The following is a 20053-nucleotide window of genomic DNA, read 5'->3' as shown; positions in this document are numbered from 1 at the left end:
GTCGATCTGGCCAGGCGCCCGCGGAAGGTGCTCGGCGTCACCTCGCCGACGCCCGTGTCGACGGTCACCTCTCAGTGTGGTTCAGCGGTGGGTGCTGAGGAAGTCACGTGCTCGTTCGTCGAGCTCGGCCGCACATCGGGCCCCGCGTGTCCGGAAGCGGGACAGGTCGCGGCGCATGTTCTTGACGGCTTTGCGGGTGCGGACGGAGGCGATGCCTTCCATGTGGTCCATGGCCCGGCCCCAGGTGGAGCATGCCTGCTCGATGCCCCCTTGGGCGACTTCGAGTTCGGCCTGGGCGACGAGGTCGAGGGCGATGATGCGGGCGTAGGTGCCCGGTGGGCGGTTGGCGGCGGCGCTGGCGTACTGCTGGGCGGCGTTGCGGGTGTCGCCGAGGGTGTCGAAGACTTTCGCGGTTCGGGACCGGACAGTGGCTTCGACAGGGCCCCAGGCGATTGCCCAGAACGGTGTCGGATCGCCCTTGTCCCTGGCGACGTCCACGAGCCTGCGGGCGCGCTCGACGGTGTGGACGGCTTGTTGCCGTTGGCCGGTCTTGGCGAGTGCGTGGGCGTACGTGATGTGGAAGAGCGCTTCGGTAGCGGGGTCGACGTGGCCCTTGACTCTGCCGAGTCCGGTCTCGGCCAAGCCGAGGCAGTGTTCGGCGCGATGGATCTTCATGCCCTGCTGGGACATGGTCCGCATGACGAAGCCGTCGTGGCCGGGGACGCCGGACTCGGAGGCAAGCGCGTAGGACTGAAGGTAATAGCGCTGGGCGAGGCCCTGTTCCCCCGCGTCGTAGCTCTTCCACCCGGCCAAGTGGATGCCTGATGCGGCTGCGGAGAGCATCTGGCGGCGGGCGTCTTCGGTGCGGAAGCGGCCTCGGCACAGGGTGGCGACGTCGGACATGAGGTACTGGGCGAGGGCTGAGCGGCCGTGCTGGCCGCCGTGGAGTTCGTCCATGTCTGTGAAGACGCGGACCATGTCGCGGACGGCGGCGACTTCGGCGTCTCCGACGATGGCGCCGCTGCGGGCGGCGGCGGCTCGGTCGGCGATGTCGCGGACGTAGTCGAGGGGCAGGGCGGCGGCTGCTACGGAGTAGGCGGAGGCGGCGAGGAAGCGTCGTCGGTTCACGTCTGCCTTCCCGATCAGGGTCAGGGTCTCGACCGGGTCGGGACCAAGGGACAGTCCGATGCTGTCATCCTCCCCAGCGGCCAGGGAAAGGCCCAGGTGGTCCGCAGTCACCAGGCGTCCGAGCAGCCGTGAAAGGGCTTCGGCCAGGTACCGGGGCGTGTTCCCGGCGGGCTGCGCTCCGCAGATCCAGTGCTCGACGGTGGAACGGTTGGTTCGTAAGACCTCGCCGGATTCGGCCGCGACGACTCGGACGGCGTTGGCGACAGTTTCGTACGGCAGCCGCTTTTCTTCGATGAGGGCTTTGAGCTGCAAGTTCGGTGTGCGCTTGGTCATGGCCAGCCTCGGTATACGCGATATACGTCTCCGCCAGCTCCACACGCTACCGCCCAAGCCTGCCTGCGAGTTGACTGTTTGCCGCACCCCAAGAACGCGGCTCTTCCAGGCCGTTGGAAGGGGTTCGTGCGACCCGTAGCCGTGTGCCCATTCGAGAGCGCGCGGGCGGAAAAGGAACGAAGGAGGCAACGATGGAGACGACCCAGTCCCCGGACTACACCATGCCGGTCGTGCTCGACGCCGGTGACGTGAAGCAGGTGACTCTGGGCACCAACACCTTCGACACGGCGGACGACACCGAGTACAAGGACAACTGATCCATGGTCCTGGGGCCGGGCACGGCAATCGCGCCGTGCCCGGCCCCGTGCCTTTTCCGTGTGTGGCCGAATAACGGTTTCAGGAGGATCAACGATGCGGTGGTGTGCGGGGTGGGAAGGCGGACCAGCGGCATGGCAGCCTCGGGCGGGCCGGGTGGTCGGGCAGCTGGGTGGGGTGTGGTCGGTCGGCTGGCCCGACGCCCGGGTGCAGGTGGCCGGATCTGGTGCGGTTGCCCTGGCCGTGGTCGGGGTGTGCGGGGCGAGTTCGTATCAGCTTGAGGATGCGCTTTCACTGGTCCGAGGTCGGCGGTGGCGGGAGCTGACCCGGTGGCCGGGGTCGTACCTGGTGATCGCGCGCAGTGGCCCGGTGCTGGCCGTGACCGGTGACCTGTCGGGGCAGCATCCGGTGTTCTACCGGCGCGAGGCGGCCGGGACGTGGTGGGCGACCTCCGCCACCGCCCTGGCCCGCCTGGACGGGGCGCCGGTCGACCCCGTCGCCCTGGCTGGCCATCTGGCCTTCGGGCAGCCAGACGTGCCGGCTGGTCGGTCGTTGTTCCGCGCCGTGTGCCGGGTGCAGACCGGGCACGTTCTGGAGATCACACCTGGGGCGGTCCGGACGGTGCCCTATGAGCCGGTGGAGTACGTACCGACGGGCTTACGCGAAGCGGCGCCCATGGTGCGGGCGGCGATCGCCGAGGCCGTGGCCGTTCGCATCGAGGACCGGCCCGTGAGTGCGGACCTGGCGGGTCTGGACTCCACGACGCTCGCGTGCCTGGCCGCCCGCCACGAGGCGGTGACGGCGGTGACGTTCGCCGACGAACGCCTCCGCGATGACGACCTGGCCTTCGCCCAGCGGGCGGCGCAGGCTGTTCCGCAGCTGTACCACCACGCGGTTCCCGGCAGCCCCGCGACCGTGTATTACGCGGCCGTCGAAGATCTTGCGGGGCTGCCGGTGACGGACGTCCCGAACGTGTTCGCGGTCACCGCCACGATCAAGCGGGCCGTCCTCAACACGGTCATCGACCAACAGGCCCCTGGCGTCCACTTCACCGGTGCGGGCGGCGACGCGGTGCTGTCCGCTTCCTCCCTCTACCTGGCCGACCTGATCCGGGGCCGGAACCGGCGGCGGACGTGGAGCCATGCCCAGGCTCACGCCCGGCTGCGGAACACCACCATGCGGGACGTCCTCGCCCGCAACTGGCCCGCTGCCCGTACGACCCTAGCCGGGCACTGGCGGCAGATGGCCACTGAACTCCGGGATGTGCCACGGGAGTGGGTGCCGCAGGCCCGGCGCCCGGCCGCGTGGACACCGCTGCTGGCCACGGCCGACTGGATGAGCCCCGATGTCCGTCACCAGCTTGCCGCCGCGATCACCGAGGCGGCCGACGAACTGACCGAGCCACCCGGGCACCTTGCGGCGTGGGCCGAGCAGCAGGACCTCGCCCGGGTCGGGGCGAACACGGGCGGCTGGCGGACCCTGGCCCTGGATGAGTACGGCATCGAGCTGGCCGCCCCGTTCCTCGACAACGAAGTGCGAAGGGCCTGCCTCACAGTGCCGGCCGAGGTGCGCGGAGCACCTTCGCGGTACAAGCCCTTGCTGGCCGAAGCGTTCGCCGGAACCGGGATCGTGCCCGCCTTTGTGCTCAACCGGACCACGAAAGGCGGCTTCAACGCCCTGGCCTACGCCGGGCTCGTCCAGCACGCCCCGGCCCTGCGGGACCTGTTCGGCTCCGCGTCCCGGCTGCAGGCCCTTGGGCTGGTCTCGCCTGCCCCGGTGAACGCGATGCTGGAGCGGGCGGCGGCCGGGCAGCCGACCGCACAGGGTGCAGTGCATCTGGTGGTGGCCGCCGAGATCTGGCTGCGGCAGCTCGAACGGCCCGTCACGTGGTGGGAGGAGGTTCCCGCCCATGCGGCTGCGTGAAGGTGTCCACCCGGTCCTGACGGACGAAGGCGGCGCCGTCTTGGACGAGAGCACCGGCCGGTGGACCTACCTGACCCCCACCGCCGCATCCGCGGTTCTCCTGCTGGTGGCCACCGAGGACCAGGAGCAGGCTGCCCGCCAGTACGCGGAGCACTACGGGCTGAGCCCGGATCACGCCGCTGCCGACGTCGCCACCGTCGCCACCGGGCTCGCCGCGCAGGGCTTGACCTGCACTCAGACGTCTCGCCGCCGACGGGGGTGGCGGCGATGACCAGCATGGAGTCCTACTCCACCGTCCGCGCCGGGAGCTTCGGGGACCGCTTCGCAGCCGTCCTGGGCCTCGCCCTCGCCCTGGCCGTGCTGGGCCTGTCGTTCCGCTGTGCGGTTGGGGCCGCGTGCCTGGCCCGACGCCGGGGCACGGCCCCGCTCGCACCGGAGCGGGCCGAAGCGCTGGTCGCTGCCGTACGGCACACCGGCCGCATGTGGCCCTTCAGGGTCGCGTGCGCCGAGACCAGCCTCGCCTCCGTGCTGGCTGCCGCTCTCCTCGGGCGCCGCCTCGACTGGTGCCTGGGCGTCCAGTTCTCCCCGCCGCCGACCGCCTACCACGCCTGGGCCGCCCTCCCTGAAGGCCAGCCCGTTGGCGAATACACCGAGGGCGGGTGGCACTACCGCGCCGCTCTCGTCATCTGAGCGCGTCAACATCGCGCCTCGCCTACTTGTGCCCCTCACCCACTCGGAGCAGTTGAGGAACACGCCCGACCTGTCCACCAAGGGAGTGACCGATGGCCACTGAAACGATCTCCGCAGCCGTAGCTGCCGCCGCCGAAAAAGTGCCCGAGCGGCACTACACCCACAACGAGAGCCGGGGGAACACTCCCCACCGCACGAACCCCACCTTTGTCCGCCGGGACCTGAGCTTCCTCGACGTGGGCGCGGGCATGTCCGTCGCCGAGGTCGGGACCGGGTCCGGCCTGACCGGGGGCCTCCTCGCCGAACTCGTCGGCCCCGCGGGCAAGATCACCAGTTTGGACATCGACCCGTTCCTGACCGCCTGGACCAACCGCATCCACCATGAGCGCGGCGTCACCAACGTCCGCTGCTTCACCGTGGACGGCACCGCCGGATACCCCGAGCGTGCTCCCTACGACCGGCTCGGGGCCTGGTGCACGCCACCTTGCCTGCCTCGGGCATGGGTGGAGCAGATGACTGAGGGCGGCCTGATCGTCGCCACGCTGCCGATCGCGTTCCTGCCGAAGATGGTCATCGGAGCAACGATCCGGATCAACGGCGGCGAGCCGGTCGTCGAGTCCCTGTTCCCCGGCGGCTATATCGAAACCGCCGCCTCCCCCCGTAGCAACTTCGATGTCCCGGCCCGCTGGGTGGACTGGGAAGCCCGTGTTCCTTCCACATCGTGGATCTCGGTCGCCTGGCGCGAGCAGGATGACTGGCTACACACCGGTGCTCGCACCGCCCTGGACCGGCTCCGCGAGCCCGGCCACACCGAGCAGTACCAGGGTGGCGAACTCGACTGGTCCAGCTGGCGAACCTGGGCTTCGACCACCGGAACCCGGCTGACCATGACGGAACTGACCATCGACAATCTCGCGCTCGGGCACTCCACCCGCGAGACGGCGGCTGTGATCCACAAGGATGGCACGATCGTTGCGGACTCCCCCGACTCGGGTTCCCTCACGGTCCTGCGCGGCTGGCTCGCCGCCTGGGAAGACGCCGGACGCCCCGCCAATGACACCTACACCCCCACCCTCGTCCCCGCCATGGACAGCAATATCCCCGGGTGGGACCTCCGGCTCACCCGATGATTTACAACACCTGGCCGACGAAGGTGACTGCGGACACCTCCGCCGGCCGGGTGGCGGGTACCACCCGCCTACCGCTTTGCTGCGCATCGACCCCGACCTGATCGCCGCTGCGGCCCAACCGCTCCCCGGCACCGCGCCCCGGCGCACCGTGGCAGAACTCCGCGGGGCCGTCACCGACCAGGCAGCCCTGCGCACCGAGTGAGCACGCGGCGGGGAGCAGGTACTGAAAGCACAGGAACGCCGGATCGCCGCCCTCAGGCCACCACCCGCGGCTCCACGATCATGGTGAGCCCCTTCGGGTGGGTGGTGGCCGCTGCCACCTCGGGGATCGGGCGGAGGGAGCGGGAACGCAGGCGCAGGCGGGAGCAGATGACGGCCAGGGCGATGGTGATCTCGGTGGTGGCGAAGACGTCGCCTACGCACTTGTGGACTCCGGCGCCGAAGGGGACGTGGGCGCCGCGCGGACGGTCCGCGGCCCGGTCGTCCAGCCAGCGGTCGGGGTCGAACCGGCCGGGGCCGGTGAAGAACCTCGGGTCGTGCTGGAGGGCGTACGGGCTGTAGATGACCTCGGCGCCTTCGGGGAGCGTCGCCTCGCCCAGCCGCACTTCGCGCAGGGTGCGGCGGAGGATGAGCCAGGGGGCGTGCAGGCGCAGGGTCTCGCTGATGACGCGGCTGGCGTAGCGCAGCTCGCAGAGGTCCTTCCAGGTCGGGGGGCGGCCGGCGAGGACGCGGTCGAGCTCCTCGTGCAGCTGCTTCTCGACCGCGGGGTGCCGTGCGATCTCGTAGAGGGCCCAGGCGATGGTCGCGCCCGTCGTCTCCACGCCGGCGAAGAGGAAGGTGATCACCTGGTCGCGGACCTGCTTGTCGGTGAGGCCGTCGCCGTCGTCGTCCCGGGCGGCCAGCAGCAGGGACAGCATGTCGTCGCGCTCGTGGCCCGGAGTGCGGTACGTGCTGATCGTCTCGTCGATGATCCTGTTGGCCGTGGTGATGGCCCGCCGGTAGCGGTGGTTCCCGGGTGTGGGGACCTTCTCCCACGCGGTGGGCAGCAGGGTGCGCAGCACCGCGCCGTGGAAGAGGGTCAGGATGCTCTCGCGGAATTCCGCCGAGGCGCGCGGGCCCATCTCCGTGTCGAAGAGGCAGGCGGTGACGGCGGTCAAGGCCATGTCGTTCATGGCGCTGTCGACGGCGATCTCCTGGCCGGGCCGCCAGTCGGCCACCATGTTCTCGGCCGCGGTCCGCATCGTGTCGGCGTACTCCGCTATGCGGTCGCGGTGGAAGGCGGGCTGGATCAGGCGGCGCAGCTTGCGGTGCTTGCGGCCGGAGGTGGTGCCGACGCCCTCGCCCAGGAACTGGCTCAGCTTGTCGTAGACACGGCCCTGGGTGAAGTCGTGGTCGCTGGTGACGAGGACCCGCCGGACGAGCTCCGGGTCCGTGACCACGTACGCGGGCATGCGGGCGACGTCGATGCGCACCACGTCGCCGATGGCGGACAGCGAGGTCATGAACGACAGGGGGTCGCGGAGCAGCGGAAGGATGTGGCCGATGCCCGGGAGGGAGCCGGGGGCGGTGGGTGGGGAGAGGGTCTCAGTGCGAGGGGGCATGGGTTTCTCCTGCTGTCGCGGGGGCGGGGAGGGGAGCGGAGCGGGGCCGTGCGTAGCGGCGCATGAGCGGCACCTCGCAGTACCGGTGGAGCAGGTGCGCGACGGCGAGGGACGCCGCCATGATGCCGAGGACGAGCAGGGTGGCCGTACCCACGCCGAATTTCCGGTCGGTCCCGGCGACTTGACGGACTGTCATGATGATCGGGTAGTGGATGATGTACAGCGCGTAGGAGGAGTGCCCGAGGGCGACGAAGCGCCGGTGTCGGAGCGCGGACCCGCGCCGCTCGATGTCCTTGAGGGCGAGGGCCGGGATGACCAGCGCGAGGGGTACGCACAGGGCCGCGCCGAAGACGAAGGTCGGGGGCAGCACCGGGACGAGGAGGAAGGCGGCCACGGGCAGCCCGATGAGCACCGGGCGGCGCACCCTGATCCAGCGGCCCTCCTGGACCAGGCGGGCGGTGAGGATTCCCAGGGTGAATTCGAGGAGCCGCACCGGGGGGAAGGCGTAGATGAACCAGAGCCGGGTGCCGTTGAGCGGCAGCCAGTCGTAGAGCGTGGGCCCGCCGACGAGGAGGCTCACCAGCGCCATGAGCGGGATCGCCGTGGCGACGGCGATCCACCATCGCCACAGGTTCCCGGCGGCGATGCGGCGCAGGCCCCGCAGGAGGAAGGGGAAGAGCAGATAGAAGAACGCCTCGCACGAGATCGACCAGGCCGGCACGTTGGGGCCGACGAAGTAGTGCGCGTCCGGTACCCAGTTCTGGACGAGGAACAGGTTCGCCAGGGCCGGACCCAGGGGGACGTCCGTCGGAGTGGCCAGCATGGGCGACGGCGTGGTGGTCGCGAGGAGGAAGAGCACGGTGGCGGCCCAGGCGACCACGTGGTTCGGCACGATCTTCCAGAACCTGCGCCGCCAGAACCCGCGCGTGGTGTCGTTCCGGGGTGCCGACCAGGTCAGGATGAAGCCGCTGAGCATGAAGAAGGAGGCGACGGCCCCCGTGGCCAGCGGCAGGGTCAGGCCGAGGAGGTCGTGCAGCGCCTTGTCGCGGTACACGGAGGAGATGAAGGCCGCGTGGCACAAGAGCACCACGAAGGCCAGGACGAAGCGGTAGCCGGTGAGGGTCGGCAGGTCCATCGGACGGGAGTCCGGCGCTGCCGGTGCGGGGGATGCGGTGCGCACGAGGGGTTCCCTTCGGTGTCCGTCGGCCGTCATTCGCCGAAGTGCTGCGGACCGGTCACCCCGAGGTCGGGGTTGTCCACGTGGTAGCGGCCGCAGGTCAGGCTCCAGTCCTGGTTGCCACGGGTCCACGCGGCCAGCCCGTCGAGGTAGCGCGCGACCCGCGGGTCGTCGGACGTGTGCCGGAGCCGCTCGGTCAGGTCCAGGAACGCGTCGAGCTCCTGGTCGTGGTACGCGACGGCCATCCCGATCGCCTCCGTGGGAGCGCAGCCGTGGTGCTGCGCGAGGACGGTGATCAGGTTGATGGCGCCGGGCCAGTGCAGCTCGCGCAGGCCGGAGAGGATGTCGTTGATCCAGGAGTTGACGCGGCTCGCCGCGAGGGCGAGCGACTGGATCTCCGCGCTGCCCCAACGGTCGCCCGGCAGCGGGCAGTTCATACCGCTCTCCAGGAGGACGAACATCACCGAGCGCAGGGCGATGCTCGACTCGCGGAGCGCGATGTACTCCTCCAGGGACGGGATCTCCCGGTTGCAGAGGTAGATGACCTCCGCCCCGGCGCCGGTGAAGTACTCGTGCAGTCCGGCGACGAACCGCTGGAAGTGCTCGGGGCCGATCTGCCGCCTGGTCCGCGCGCATAGCTCGTGCAGGGCGAGGATGTACGGGTCCTCGCCCGGCGGGGCGTCGGGGTCGTGCAGGACCCGCAGGCAGCGGAGCGTGTGACGCGCGTAGTCCATGGGCCGGCCGGCCTCGGCGGCGCGCTCCATGTACTCGTCGTCCTGCAGGAACAGCCAGATCATCCAGTCGCAGGCCAGCTGAGCGCCCTCGGCGCTCGCGTGCGGGTAGGTCAGGGCCGCGAGTCTGCCGAACTGGGCGGCGCGTGCCGCCTCTTCCTCGACGGCGTCGCGGATGAAGCCGAACCGCCGCATCCAGGCGATCGCGGACTCCTCCAGGCGTGCGGCGGCCGGGTGGACCGCGGACGGGAACGGACAGCGCAACTGCGGTACGCGTACCGGTGCGGACTGATCGAGCATGGTGGGGGTCCTCACTGAGGGGGGCCTACGTGGGTCCTACGGGGTGCCGGACGTTGCCGGTGCCGGGCGGCCCTGCCCCGCTCCCCGTCCGGCCAGGGCGCGGAGGGCGATGCCCGGTGCGAGCAGGCTCGACGGCGGGCGCAGGGAGTGGAGAACTTCAAGAAAGGTCAGGTGGACCCGGGGGTCGCGGGTGCAGGCGGCCTGCACCCGGTCCATGTAGCGCGAGGCCAGGCGCTGGGACCAGGACGGCGGGGTGCCCTCGGTGTCGGGCAGGACGTTGTCGGCCGCCGCGGCCATGTCCCAGAAGCTGTTGGTGAGCGTGGTGAGCCGGGTGTGGTAGCGCGGTGAGATCCCGGACAGCTCCGGACGCTCGGTCAGGCACTCTCCGAGCAGGGCCGCGCCGAGGGCGGCCGCGGTCATGCCCTGTCCGTACACCGGGTTGAAGCAACACAGGGCGTCACCGGTGAGCAGGAGATTGCCGGGCATCCGTGCCGAGGGACGGATCAGCCGACGGCGGTTGCTGGTCGCGTGACTGCCCGTGATGCCGGTCAGCGGTTCCGCGTGGGCGATGGAGTCCGCGATGAGCGGGTCGGCCAGGCCGCGTGCGTACGGCAGGAAGTCCCGCTCCCGGGTGGAGGGCCGGTCGGCGCCGCTCCCGATGAGGGTGACGATCCACCGGCCGCCCTCGAGGGGCGCCAGCACACCACCTCGGTGCGGACCGGGCGGCCCGCCCTGGATGTAGCACGCCTGCCACGCGGCGCGGTGCCCCTCGGGGACGCGGTAGATACGGCTCGCGTAACCGATGTGCGGGTCGATGACCTCTTTCGGCGGCGGTACACAGCCGAGTTGCTCCAGCCAGGTGTCCACGTGGGAGCCCCGGCCGGTGGCGTCGACCACGAGGTCCGCGGTGAGTGTCGGTCTGTCGTGATCCGGGCCTTCGGCGGTGTGCAGCCGCACTCCGGTGACAGCTGATGCGTTCCCGGTGAGGTCGGTGACCCGGGTCCCCTCGTGGAACACGATGTTGGGTGCCGTGCGGACCATGCGCCGGACCGTCCACTCCACCAGGGGGCGGCTGGCACACACGAAGCCCAGCCCGGAGGGGAAGACCGCGGCCCACCCATGCGGATTGCGCATCGCGAGATCCCCGGCGAGGTCCAGCATGGGCGCCCCGGCACCGGTCAACTCACCGGTGAAACCGGGCAGCAGCCGCTCCAGCGTCCGCAGCCCACGCACCCCGAGGCCGTGCACATGAGTGGACTGCGGCACCCCGCGCCGCGGTACCGGCCCTTCCGGCAATCGGTCCTGCTCCACCACGACCACGCGCGCAACGCGCTCGGCGAGCACCCACGCCGTGAGCAGCCCGGCGAGGCCACCACCGATCACCACGGCCTGGGCATCCCCAAGGCCGGCCTTGAGAGTAGTCATGATCCTCCTTGGAGGCGGATCATTTCCCTTTCGTCACTTGAGTCACAAGGGTCACATCAGGCCACGGTTGTTTGAAGAGAAGGGCCTGGTGGGCGGGGGTTGGCGAGTGCTCGGTGTGTGCCTGGAGCCGGTGCGGGAGAAGGCGAACGGGGGTGTTGGGGAGTGAGCGGCCGCATGGGGGCTGGACGGTGGGTAACCCGGTGTTTTCGGCCAACAAGAGCGGGGCTGGGCGCCCGCCCGCGCTGAGGTTGGCCGCTTTAGGCCAACGTGCCGAAAGGTGATCGCGGTGCCGGTGGTGTCCATCGGCAGCAGGGCGGAGACCGCCCGTCGGCCTCTGGCGCTCAGTCGCGGTAGACGGCGGTCGCGATGACGACCGCCTGACGGGGGCGGTGCCGTCCGGGAGCCAGAAGCAGCGCTGGCCGGCCGGTTCCAGACGATCGCGGCGGGCCGGCGGATCGTCGGCGCGCATCACCGCGCCCACCGCGTCGACGCGCAGCTCGCGTACCGTCGGACCGGTCTCGTCGAACGGCCCGAGGGCCAGGGCGACGTCGCAGGTTGGATCGGTCAGGTTGGTCTCGCGGACGCGGACCTCGACGCCCGAGGGGCGTCGGTGGCACGCGGCCGCCAGCCGCGTCGCGCCCCGGTCGGAGCTGTCGGCCAGGATGCCGACGGTGATGGTCGCCGCACCGGCCGCCGCGGCCACGCGCTCGCGTGCTCGGCCGAGCAGGGTGCGCGCCTCGTCAGCACCTTCACGCCCGACCTGTACGTCCAGTACTTCCGCGACCTGCGGGACATGATCACCGCCGACCAGCAACTGACCGCGCAGGCGACCATTCGGACAATGAGCCGCTACGCCACCGAGTTCGCCCCGAGACCGGAAGGACGACGCCCGCCCGGGTGGCCCCTCAAGCGTTGTTCACGTCACTGGACGCAGGGCGCACTGTCCACGTCGCGCCCTGCGTCCCTCTCATCTCAGCCGTGCGTCCGGTAGTTCTTGCCGGCCGATGCCACGTATTCCGACCACGTCGCGACATCCTTGCGGTCGGGTGCCTTGATCTTGGGGTCGACGCCGTAGTCCGAGAACTCCTCGGTGATCCGCTCGTCGCCCTTGGGAGACCTGCCCTTCTCCTCCTCCTTGGCGATGAGGCCTTCCTCGTCGACCCAGACGTCGATCTGCGTCTTGTCCATGCCGGATTTCTTGGTCTGCAGCAGGTACAGGTCCCGATAGTCCTTCGTCATGGCCGGGCCTTCGTAGTGCTCCAGGTCGGCGAGGACGACCGTACCCCGGTAGTGGTCGGTGGCACGGCCACTCACCGTCTCACGGCCGTCGTGCCGGAGATCCTTGGAAGCGGCCAGCAGCGCGCTGACCCACTTCTTCATGGAGCCCTGGACGCGCCGCCCGGGGTTCTCCTCAGGCTTTTCCCCGGACTTCCCCTGGGGCGGTGCCGGCGTCTTCGGGGCGGAGTCGAGATCGTCCATGGTGTACCAGGACTTGCCCGGTACGTCGCTCGTGGCCATGTACATCACCCCGCCGATGGACAGGAGATGGGTGCCACCGGAAGCGGTGCCCTTCGACTTCTCCCCGGAGGTCTTGGTCTCGGTGGCCTCGGGCTCGTTCTGGAACGTCATCTCGGCACGGGACTCGGACTCGTTACCGGTCTTCGCCGTCTCGACGGTCCGGTACGAGTTCTGCTGCGCCATCTTCTCCAGCGCTGCCTTCAGTACGGCGGGGGCGTCGGCCCGCTTGCCGGTCGTGTCGCCGGGACGGCCGGAGGAACCGCCCTTGCCCTCCGACGACTTGGTGTCGCTGCCGCACGCCGCCAGGCCCATGATCAGAGCGGCGCTGGTCACCGCCATGGCGGTCTTCCGGATCGTCTTCACAGCTTTTGCTGTCCTTTGTCAGGCATGAAGGAAACGGATGGATGCTACACGTTTTCACCGTGCGTGTTCGATTTATTTACCCATTGGGCCGATTGACCGCGGCGCAGGGGATCGTGCCGCTCGGACGGGGACAGGGCCGGGCCGCCGCACCTATGCTCGCGGGATGGCATGCCGAATCAGTGAACTCGTCATCGACGCGGAAGACCCTGACCGACTGGCCGCATTTTGGTGCGACGTCCTCGGCTACGTCGAGCTGTCCCGAGAAAGTGACGGCAGCGTCGAAATCGGCCCGCCCGGCATCGGATTCGGCGGAGCACAGCCAACCCTCGTCTTCGGCGCGGGCCGCAACCCCCGGCTCGGGAAGCTCCCGCTGCACATCGATGTCAACGCCACCGACCGCGACCAGGAAGCCGAGCTGGCAAGGTTGCTCGCGCTGGGCGCCGTACCTGTCGACATCGGCCAGACCGGAGAAGAGAGCTGGCATGTCCTGGCCGACCCCGAGGGTAACGAGTTCTGCCTCTTGCGCACGCAGCTGAAGCCCATCTGACGTCCCGTCGCATCGAGGTAGGTGCGGCGGAGGCGGACGGGCGAGTGCTGTGTACTGCGTCAGTAGCCGGTGGTGGGAGCGTGGTTGAGACGGGGGCCGTAGGGGGCGCCGTCGAGCCATTGGCCGGCGCGTGGCCAGCGGGGGGCGAGGAGGGCCGCAGCGTACTGGCGGGCGCGGATGGCGAGTCGGTCGGCTTCGAGGTGGGCCAGGGCGGTGGCAGCGGCGGTGGAGTTGTGCAGAGCTGCGGTACGCCGCCGGTCCGCGTAGTGGCGCACGGCATCGTGGGCGGTGCGGGGAATGGGAGCGGTGAGGGCGGTGTGGATGGCGGTGGCGGCGGCGTGGGCGTCGGCGATGCCGGAGTTCATACCGCGTGCGCCGAAGGGCGGGAACTGGTGGGCGGCCTCGCCGGCCAGCAGGACACGCTGGTGGGGGTCGGTGAACTGTTCGGCGACGCGTTGGCGGAAATGGTAGGAGGAGGCCCAGGTGACGCGGTCACGGTAGGCGGGCCCGAGCAGCGCGTGGGCGAATCGGGGAGCCCGGTCGGTGAGGTGTGCCGGGTCGTCGTCGGGGCGGCACTGGATGTCCATGCGCCAGCCGCCCCGGAACGGGACGAGCAGGACATTGCGCTTGTGGGCTGCGGGATGGCGGTAGTGGAAGACCCGGGCGGGCGGGAGCGGGAGGCCGGGATCCTCGGCGACGTCGGCGATGACGAACGCCTTGCGGGAGGTGCCGCCACTCAGGCGGATGCCCAGGCTCGTGCGGATGGTGGACCGGGCGCCGTCGGCGGCGATCAGGTACGGGGTGTGCAGGACGGTGCTGTCCGCGGTGTGGAGGGTGACGGTGTCGCCGGTGATCCGTACGGCGGTGACGGGGGTGTCCCAGCGGATATCGACGCCGACGGTGCGACAGGCGTCCAGGAGATGCTGCTCGATGGCGGGTTGGGGAAGGCTCGCGAAGGGAGCGCGGCGCACCTGGTCGGCGGTGTAGGCACGTTCGAAGACTTTGCGGCCGGCCCAGAAGGTCTGTTTGACCGGCCAGACCAGGCCGTCCGCGGCGATGCGCGGACCCAGGCCGGGGTGGGCGGCATCGAGCAGGTCCAGGGTACGCCGATGGATGAAGATGGCGCGGCTGCCGCGCCGGTCGCGTCCGGCGCTCTCGGCCTCCAGGAGCAGGGGGTGGTGTCCCAGGGCCTTGGCGTGCAGGGCGGCGGCCAGACCGGCCGGGCCGGCTCCGACGATGATCAGGTCGGTCATGCGGTGGGGTCCAGTTGGGCGCGCAGGTGGGCGGGCATGCCGACCGAGCTTCCGCCGTCCAGGGGGATGACCGCGCCGGTGACGAACCGTGAGGCATTGGAGGCCAGCCACACGGTGGTGCCCAGGACGTCGCCGGGCGGGGCCCAGCCGCCGAGCGGTACGGCGGCGGCGCCGGTGGCCCGGCGGCGGGCGGGGTCGGCGGTGTAGGCGCGGTTGACGTCGGTGTCGATCCAGCCGGGGCAGATCGCGTTGACGCGGACCCCGCGCGGGGCCCAGTCCGCGGCCAGCGAGCGGGTGAGGCTGAGCAGGGCGGCCTTGGCCGCGCAGTAGTGGGAGATCTCCGGCCACTCCTGCAGTGCGCCGATGGAGGAGATGTTGATCACCGAGCCGCTCCCGCGCTCGACCATGTCGCGGCCCAGGAGCTGGGTGATGCGCACCACGCTGGTCAGGTTGAGGTCGAAGACCTTGTCCCAGCCTTCCTCGCGTACATCGAGGAACTTGGCCTGGAACAGCGGCCCGCCGGCGTTGTTGACCAGGATGTCCACGCCGCCGGTGCGCTCCAGGACCTCCCGGCAGGCCTGCGCCGCCTGGCTGCGGTCGGTCAGGTCGCAGGCCACGGGAAAGGCGGTTCCCCCGGCGGACCGGATCCGGTCGGCGACCTGCTCCAACCCCTGGGCGGAGCGGGCGATCAGGACCACCGATGCGTGGGCAGCGGCCAGTCCCTCGGCCAGGACCGCGCCGATGCCCCGGGAGGCCCCGGTGACCACGGCGGTGCGCCCGTGCAGCCCGAACAGGGAATTGATTCCCAGCTCGGCGGCAGCGTCGCGGGTGGCAGGGGTGTCGGTGAGGGTCACGGTTGCTCCAGGACGGTGGGTGCGGCCGGGGCCGCCATGACGGAAGGGGCGGCCAGCCGCCGCAGGGCGGCTCGGTCGAGCTTGCCGACCGCGGTGAGCGGCAACACGGGGACGAAGCCGATGGTGCGGGGGACTTTGTAGCGGGCGAGGACGTTGCGGCAGTGCGCGATCAGGTCGTCCACGGGCACCGGATCGGTTCCGTGCGGCACCACCAGAGCGTGGGGGGCTTCGCCGCGTTCGGGGCAGGTGCGTCCCAGCACGGCGGCGTCGTGCACCGCGGGGTGTGCGCGCAGGACATCCTCGACCTCGGCCGGCTGGACGGTGTAACCGCCGGTCATGATCACGTCCTTGCACCGGCCGGCGATGGTTACGCAGCCGTGCTCGTCCCGGGTGACCAGGTCGCCGGTGTGCAGCCACCCGTCGCCGTCCGTGGCGGGGGTGACCTGCCGGGAGTCGACCCGGTAGCCGGGGGTGACCTGTGGTCCGCGCACCCACAGCTCCCCGGTACCGCCGGAGCGCACCTCGGCGCCGGGGTCGGCCGGATCGGCCAGCCGGACCTCCAGGCCGGGCAGCGGGACCCCGACGCTGTCCAGGCACTCGGGACGGCCCGTATCGGCACACAGACCCGGCCCGGACAGTTCGGTCATGCCCCAGTTCTGCACCAGCGCCACTCCGGTGCGCCGCTGCCACTCCTCGCGCAGGACGCGCGGGGCCCCCTGTCCTCCGGTGATGCAGCTGCGCAGACCGGGCAGCGCCCCGGGGGCCAGGGCGGGCTGCCGGAGCAGGCGGGTGTACATGGTGGGTACGGCCTCGACCACCGTGACACGGCGGTCGGCCAGCAGATCCGCCCAGCGGGCCGGCCCGTTCGAGGACGACACGACCAGCGTCGCCCCGGCCAGCAGTGTCGCGGCGGCGGCCACATGGCCGTAGGTGTGCGCCAGCGGCAGCGGTACGGCCACCACATCGGTGGGCAGACGGTGCTGTTGGCGCCATTGGTCCGCCACCAGGTGCAGGGCCGTACCGGTCTGCACCACACCCTTGCAGGCCCCGGTGCTGCCCGAGGTGTGCATGATCAGACACGCGGCGCCCGGATCGCTGACGGCCTTGCCCCGCCCCTCCTGCGGCACCGTCCTCATGGACGGCTCCGTCCCATCCGCTCGTGGCGCGGGCACGGGGCCCGGGGTTTGAACGCGGGTGGCCAGGCTCAACTGTTCGCACAGCGCGGTGATCTCGTCGGCACGCTCCACCGTGGTCAGCACGGTGCGCGGACGCGCGGTCACCAGGATCCGGGCGACCTCCGCGCCGGTCAGCGCCGCGTTCAACGGCGCCACCGTGCCTCCTGTCTTCAGCACACCGAGGTAACCCGCCACCCAGGCCGCGCTGTTGGGCAGCAGCAGCACCGTGCAGTGCGGCTCGTGCCCGCAGGCCGCCACGTCGAGATCATGCGCGATGCGGTCGGACCACCGGTCCAGGTCACGGTAGGAGGCCGTGCCGTAGTCGTCGACCACAGCCGGGTGTTCTCCCGCTCCGCGTACGGCGGTCAGGAGGGTCGGGCGGAACATGGACGGCCTTCCGGGAGCAGGACGAGAGGGGTGCGCCGCCCGCCGCGATCGGCGGACTGCCCCGCCGGGGCCGGCGCGGCGGAGATGAACGAAGGGTTGAAGAGCTCCTGGATGCACAGCACTGGCACCATCGGCGTCCGCGCGGTCTGATCCACGGCCCTCTGGGCGTGACCACACGGAGGATAAGCGGACGGTGAGTGGATAGTCACATACGGCATCACCCGTTCGGGTAACGCGCCTCCTGGATCAGCTGCACGGGATGCCAGGCATCACGCCGGGCGCCGTGGAAGATCTGCTGTCGGCATGATGCCCCGGAGGCGACGATGACGGTGGAACGGGGTTCTGCCTCGATGGCGGGGAAGAGCCGGTCGTCGCCCACGGCCATGGACACGGCGTAGTGCTCGGACTCGAAGCCGAAGGATCCCGCCATGCCGCAGCATCCGGCGTCGAGTTCCTCCACCTGGGCTCCGGGGATCAGCTTGAGCAGCTCGACGGTCGCCGCGGTGCCCACCTCGGCCTTTTGATGGCAGTGGCCGTGATACAGCAGCCTGCGGCCCGCCGGCCACGAGTCCTCGCGCAGGTGCAGCCGCCCCTCTTTGACGGCCGCGTACAGCAGCTCTTCGACCTGCTGTACGCGGCCTGCGATGTCCTTCACCTTCGGATCACCGGGGAGCAGCGCCAGGTGTTCATCGCGCAGTGTCATGAGGCAGGACGGTTCACAGCCGACGATCGGTGACCCCGGTTGTGTGGTGGCGAAGAGCGAATGTGCCATGTCGCGGGCGCTCGACTTCGCCTTGTCCACCAGCCCCTTGGACAGACTGGACCTGCCGCAGCAGCCCGTACTGGCCAGCCGGACCTGCCAGCCCGCCTGTTCGAGCAGCTCGATCGCGGCCTGCCCGATGCCCGGCTCGGTGTAGGTCGTGAAGGAATCCGCGAGGAACGTGACCTGTCCCTGGGCGGCGGGGGCCGGAGCGGGATTCCCGCCTCGGCGCCGGAACCACCGTATGAGGTTGCGTCGTTCGAACCGTGGCAACGGGCGGGCCGGCGTGATGCCCAGCAGGCTGTCCGCCAGGCGCCGCAGAGGGGTGATCCGTCCTGGCAGGTTGGAAAGCGGGGCTGCGGCCGAGCCCACTTTGTTGAGGAACCTGATGGATCCGAAGATCCTGGAGCGCAGCGGCACCCCGTGGATGTCGTGGTGGTGCGAGAGCGTTTCGCTCTTGAGGGTGGCGATGTCCACCCCGAGGGGGCATTCGCTCTTGCACGCTTTGCACATCAGGCACAGGTCCAGCACCTCGTGGAGGCGCTCGTCACCGAGTGCCTCCCTTGGGTTCGGTTCCGAGAGAGCCTTGACGAGGGCATTGGCGCGCCCGCGGGTCGAGTGCTCCTCCTGCCGCGTCGCCATGTACGACGGGCACATGGCGCCGGTATCGGTCTTGCGGCAGACGCCGATGTTCATGCAGCGGTCCGCGGCACCGCGCATTCCGCCGACGACTTCGAAGTCCAGCCGGGTGCGGAACCGCTCGGCGGGTGGCAGCGCCGCGTCCCGGAGATTGTCCGTCATCGGCCGAGCGTCCACGATCTTGCCGGGGTTCATCCGGTTGTCGGGGTCGAAGAGGTGCTTCACCTGGCGCATGGCCTCGTACAGCTCGTCGCCGAACAGTTCCCGGTTGAACTCGCTGCGTGCCAGACCGTCCCCGTGCTCGCTGGAATTGGCCCCGCCGTACTCCTTGACCAGATCCTTGATCTCCTCGGCCACCGCGCGCATCTTCGTCACTTCCGCCGGGTCGCTGAGGTCCACGAAGGGCCGGATGTGCAGACAGCCGACGGAGCAGTGCCCGTAGAACCCGGCGGTGAGTTCGTGCCGGTCCAGTACTTCCTGGAAGCGCCGGGTGTATTCGGGCAGGTGGGCGGGGTCCACCGCGGTGTCCTCGACGAAGGCCAGCGGGCGCCTGGTTCCCTCGCTCGCGGCCATGAGCAGGCCCAGGCTCGACTTCCGCACCTTCATCAGAGCGCTCTGCTGCTGAGGGGTGACCGCGTGCAGTGTGTGATAGCCGTGGCCGTGTTTCCTCCACAGCGTCGTGAGCTGTTCCAACTGGCCGAGCAGGGCCGCTTCGTCGTCGCCGGAGAAGGTCACGAACAGCAGGGCGCCCGGGTTCCCGGCCAGGATCCGGCCGAGCGACGCGTACTCGATCTTCTTGCGCGACAGGTCCAGGATGGTGCGGTCCATCAGTTCGACGGCTGCCGGATCGCACGCCATGGCGTCCTCGGTGGCCGCGATCGCGGTGGCGGTCGAGGTGAAGTGCCCGACGGCGCTCACTGTCCTGTGGGGTCTGGGGACGAGGCCGACCAGAGCGCGCATGACCACCACGAGGGTGCCCTCGGACCCCACGACGAGCTTGGACAGGTCGGGCCGCTCCTCCTGGGCGATACGGTCCAACCGGTAGCCGCCGGCCCGGCGCCAGAACCGTGGGAACCCGTCGGCGATGGCGGTGGAGTTCGCCCGTACGATCTCCGGGAGCCGCCGGTGGATCTCGCCTTCCAATGTGGACAGGGACGCACGCCGTGCCCATTCGGTCGCGTCGAGCGGGCCCAGACGCGTCCGGCCGCCATCGGCCAGGACCACGTCGAGCTCGCGGACGTGGTCGATCGTCATGCCGTAACGGATCGATCCGCTGCCCGCCGAGTTGTTTCCGATCATCCCGCCGAGCGTGGCGCGATTGCTCGTCGAGGTATCGGGGCCGAACATCAGGCCCAGAGGCGCGGCCGCACGGTTCAACTGGTCCTGGACGACACCGGCTTCGACCAGTGCCGTGCACCCTCCGGGATCGATCTCCATGATGCGGTTCATATGGCGTGACAGGTCCACCACCAGGCCCGGTCCCACCGTCTGGCCGGCCAGGCTCGTGGCCGCGCCGCGGGGAGTCAGCGGGACTCCGTGCTCGGCGGCGGCCTTGACCGCGGCGGCCACATCGTCGGCGTGGCGCGGGAAGACCACACCGGCCGGGGTGATGGAGTACATGCTGGCGTCCCGCGAGAACAGGTGCCGTGTGTAGTCGTCGAAGGCGACCTCGCCTTCGAGGTCACGCCGCAGCCTGAGTTCCAGGTCCGGGTGCGATGTGCCCCTGCCGGGCAAGGACTTGCTGGTCACGCTCATGATCCGGTCTCCTTGCGGAAGGTCGGGGGAGGGGCGGGACTCGGCGAGC

18 protein-coding genes are annotated in these 20053 nt (G+C 70.4%); 7 read left to right on the top strand and 11 right to left on the bottom strand.

Annotation, left to right across the window (positions count from 1 at the left end; all coding sequences use genetic code 11):
- Nucleotides 1-81 precede the first annotated feature (81 nt).
- Nucleotides 82-1461 (bottom strand): hypothetical protein, encoded by a 1380-nt coding sequence (locus DXZ73_RS03545; RefSeq protein WP_116209570.1) that lies wholly within the window; start codon nucleotides 1459-1461, stop codon nucleotides 82-84.
- A gap of 191 nt (nucleotides 1462-1652) precedes the next feature.
- Here DXZ73_RS03545 and DXZ73_RS40020 point away from each other — a divergent pair, with 191 nt between their 5' ends.
- The 6 genes from DXZ73_RS40020 to DXZ73_RS40015 all read left to right on the top strand — a co-directional run bounded on the left by DXZ73_RS40020 (nucleotide 1653) and on the right by DXZ73_RS40015 (nucleotide 5721).
- Nucleotides 1653-1778 carry a hypothetical protein gene (locus DXZ73_RS40020; protein ID WP_275898567.1) on the top strand — a complete coding sequence of 42 codons (126 nt, stop codon included), beginning with the start codon at nucleotides 1653-1655 and terminating at the stop codon, nucleotides 1776-1778.
- A 94-nt stretch (nucleotides 1779-1872) separates the two neighbouring features.
- A complete protein-coding gene (locus tag DXZ73_RS03540) occupies nucleotides 1873-3699 on the top strand; it encodes an albusnodin/ikarugamycin family macrolactam cyclase (RefSeq protein ID WP_116209569.1) in 1827 nt (608 codons plus the stop codon).
- Entirely contained in the window at nucleotides 3686-3970 is a 285-nt protein-coding gene (locus DXZ73_RS03535; RefSeq protein ID WP_116209568.1) for a PqqD family peptide modification chaperone, read from the top strand. Before DXZ73_RS03540 ends, DXZ73_RS03535 begins: the two co-directional genes overlap by 14 nt.
- Nucleotides 3967-4389 carry a lasso peptide biosynthesis B2 protein gene (locus DXZ73_RS03530; protein WP_240351134.1) on the top strand — a complete coding sequence of 141 codons (423 nt, stop codon included), beginning with the start codon at nucleotides 3967-3969 and terminating at the stop codon, nucleotides 4387-4389. Before DXZ73_RS03535 ends, DXZ73_RS03530 begins: the two co-directional genes overlap by 4 nt.
- Nucleotides 4390-4481: 92 nt before the next feature.
- Complete coding sequence (locus tag DXZ73_RS03525; protein ID WP_116209567.1) at nucleotides 4482-5519, top strand: protein-L-isoaspartate O-methyltransferase family protein; 1038 nt, start codon at nucleotides 4482-4484, stop codon at nucleotides 5517-5519.
- A gap of 76 nt (nucleotides 5520-5595) precedes the next feature.
- Nucleotides 5596-5721, top strand: a complete 126-nt coding sequence (locus tag DXZ73_RS40015) for a hypothetical protein (protein WP_275898566.1) — start codon at nucleotides 5596-5598, stop codon at nucleotides 5719-5721.
- A gap of 52 nt (nucleotides 5722-5773) precedes the next feature.
- Here DXZ73_RS40015 and DXZ73_RS03520 read toward each other — a convergent pair whose 3' ends face one another.
- The 6 genes from DXZ73_RS03520 to DXZ73_RS03500 all read right to left on the bottom strand — a co-directional run bounded on the left by DXZ73_RS03520 (nucleotide 5774) and on the right by DXZ73_RS03500 (nucleotide 12634).
- Complete coding sequence (locus DXZ73_RS03520) at nucleotides 5774-7120, bottom strand: cytochrome P450 (RefSeq protein ID WP_116209566.1); 1347 nt, start codon at nucleotides 7118-7120, stop codon at nucleotides 5774-5776.
- Nucleotides 7104-8300 (bottom strand): acyltransferase family protein, encoded by a 1197-nt coding sequence (locus DXZ73_RS03515; RefSeq protein ID WP_162890006.1) that lies wholly within the window; start codon nucleotides 8298-8300, stop codon nucleotides 7104-7106. Before DXZ73_RS03515 ends, DXZ73_RS03520 begins: the two co-directional genes overlap by 17 nt.
- A gap of 29 nt (nucleotides 8301-8329) precedes the next feature.
- Nucleotides 8330-9328 (bottom strand): terpene synthase family protein, encoded by a 999-nt coding sequence (locus DXZ73_RS37865; RefSeq protein WP_162890005.1) that lies wholly within the window; start codon nucleotides 9326-9328, stop codon nucleotides 8330-8332.
- A 36-nt stretch (nucleotides 9329-9364) separates the two neighbouring features.
- The gene (locus DXZ73_RS03510) at nucleotides 9365-10753 is read right to left on the bottom strand and encodes an FAD-dependent oxidoreductase (protein WP_116209565.1); all 1389 of its coding nucleotides are present in this window, start codon (nucleotides 10751-10753) and stop codon (nucleotides 9365-9367) included.
- A gap of 19 nt (nucleotides 10754-10772) precedes the next feature.
- Nucleotides 10773-11525, bottom strand: coding sequence for a hypothetical protein (locus tag DXZ73_RS39185; RefSeq protein WP_240351683.1), 753 nt, complete (start codon nucleotides 11523-11525; stop codon nucleotides 10773-10775).
- A 200-nt stretch (nucleotides 11526-11725) separates the two neighbouring features.
- Complete coding sequence (locus DXZ73_RS03500; RefSeq protein ID WP_116209564.1) at nucleotides 11726-12634, bottom strand: hypothetical protein; 909 nt, start codon at nucleotides 12632-12634, stop codon at nucleotides 11726-11728.
- Between the two features lie 163 nt (nucleotides 12635-12797).
- On the opposite strand from DXZ73_RS03500, the gene DXZ73_RS03495 reads away from it, so the two are divergent.
- Complete coding sequence (locus DXZ73_RS03495) at nucleotides 12798-13181, top strand: VOC family protein (RefSeq protein WP_116209563.1); 384 nt, start codon at nucleotides 12798-12800, stop codon at nucleotides 13179-13181.
- Nucleotides 13182-13240: 59 nt separating this feature from the next.
- Here the strand turns inward: DXZ73_RS03495 and DXZ73_RS03490 are convergent, their stop codons facing one another.
- The 4 genes from DXZ73_RS03490 to DXZ73_RS03475 all read right to left on the bottom strand — a co-directional run bounded on the left by DXZ73_RS03490 (nucleotide 13241) and on the right by DXZ73_RS03475 (nucleotide 20004).
- On the bottom strand, nucleotides 13241-14434 hold the full coding sequence (locus DXZ73_RS03490) for an FAD-dependent monooxygenase (RefSeq protein ID WP_116209562.1): 1194 nt from the start codon (nucleotides 14432-14434) through the stop codon (nucleotides 13241-13243).
- Nucleotides 14431-15288, bottom strand: a complete 858-nt coding sequence (locus tag DXZ73_RS03485; RefSeq protein ID WP_162890004.1) for an SDR family NAD(P)-dependent oxidoreductase — start codon at nucleotides 15286-15288, stop codon at nucleotides 14431-14433. The genes DXZ73_RS03490 and DXZ73_RS03485 overlap by 4 nt, the downstream gene beginning before the upstream one ends.
- Nucleotides 15285-16850: a class I adenylate-forming enzyme family protein gene (locus tag DXZ73_RS03480; RefSeq protein WP_116209560.1), complete on the bottom strand. Its 1566-nt coding sequence runs from the start codon at nucleotides 16848-16850 to the stop codon at nucleotides 15285-15287. Before DXZ73_RS03480 ends, DXZ73_RS03485 begins: the two co-directional genes overlap by 4 nt.
- Before the next feature lie 217 nt (nucleotides 16851-17067).
- Nucleotides 17068-20004, bottom strand: coding sequence for an FAD-binding and (Fe-S)-binding domain-containing protein (locus DXZ73_RS03475; protein ID WP_116209559.1), 2937 nt, complete (start codon nucleotides 20002-20004; stop codon nucleotides 17068-17070).
- Between the last annotated feature and the right edge of the window lie 49 nt (nucleotides 20005-20053).

It is taken from the genome of Streptoverticillium olivoreticuli subsp. olivoreticuli (genome assembly GCF_003391135.1).
Taxonomy (GTDB): Bacteria; Actinomycetota; Actinomycetes; order Streptomycetales; family Streptomycetaceae; genus Streptomyces; species Streptomyces blastmyceticus.
This window is presented reverse-complemented; position numbering and strand designations above follow the sequence as displayed.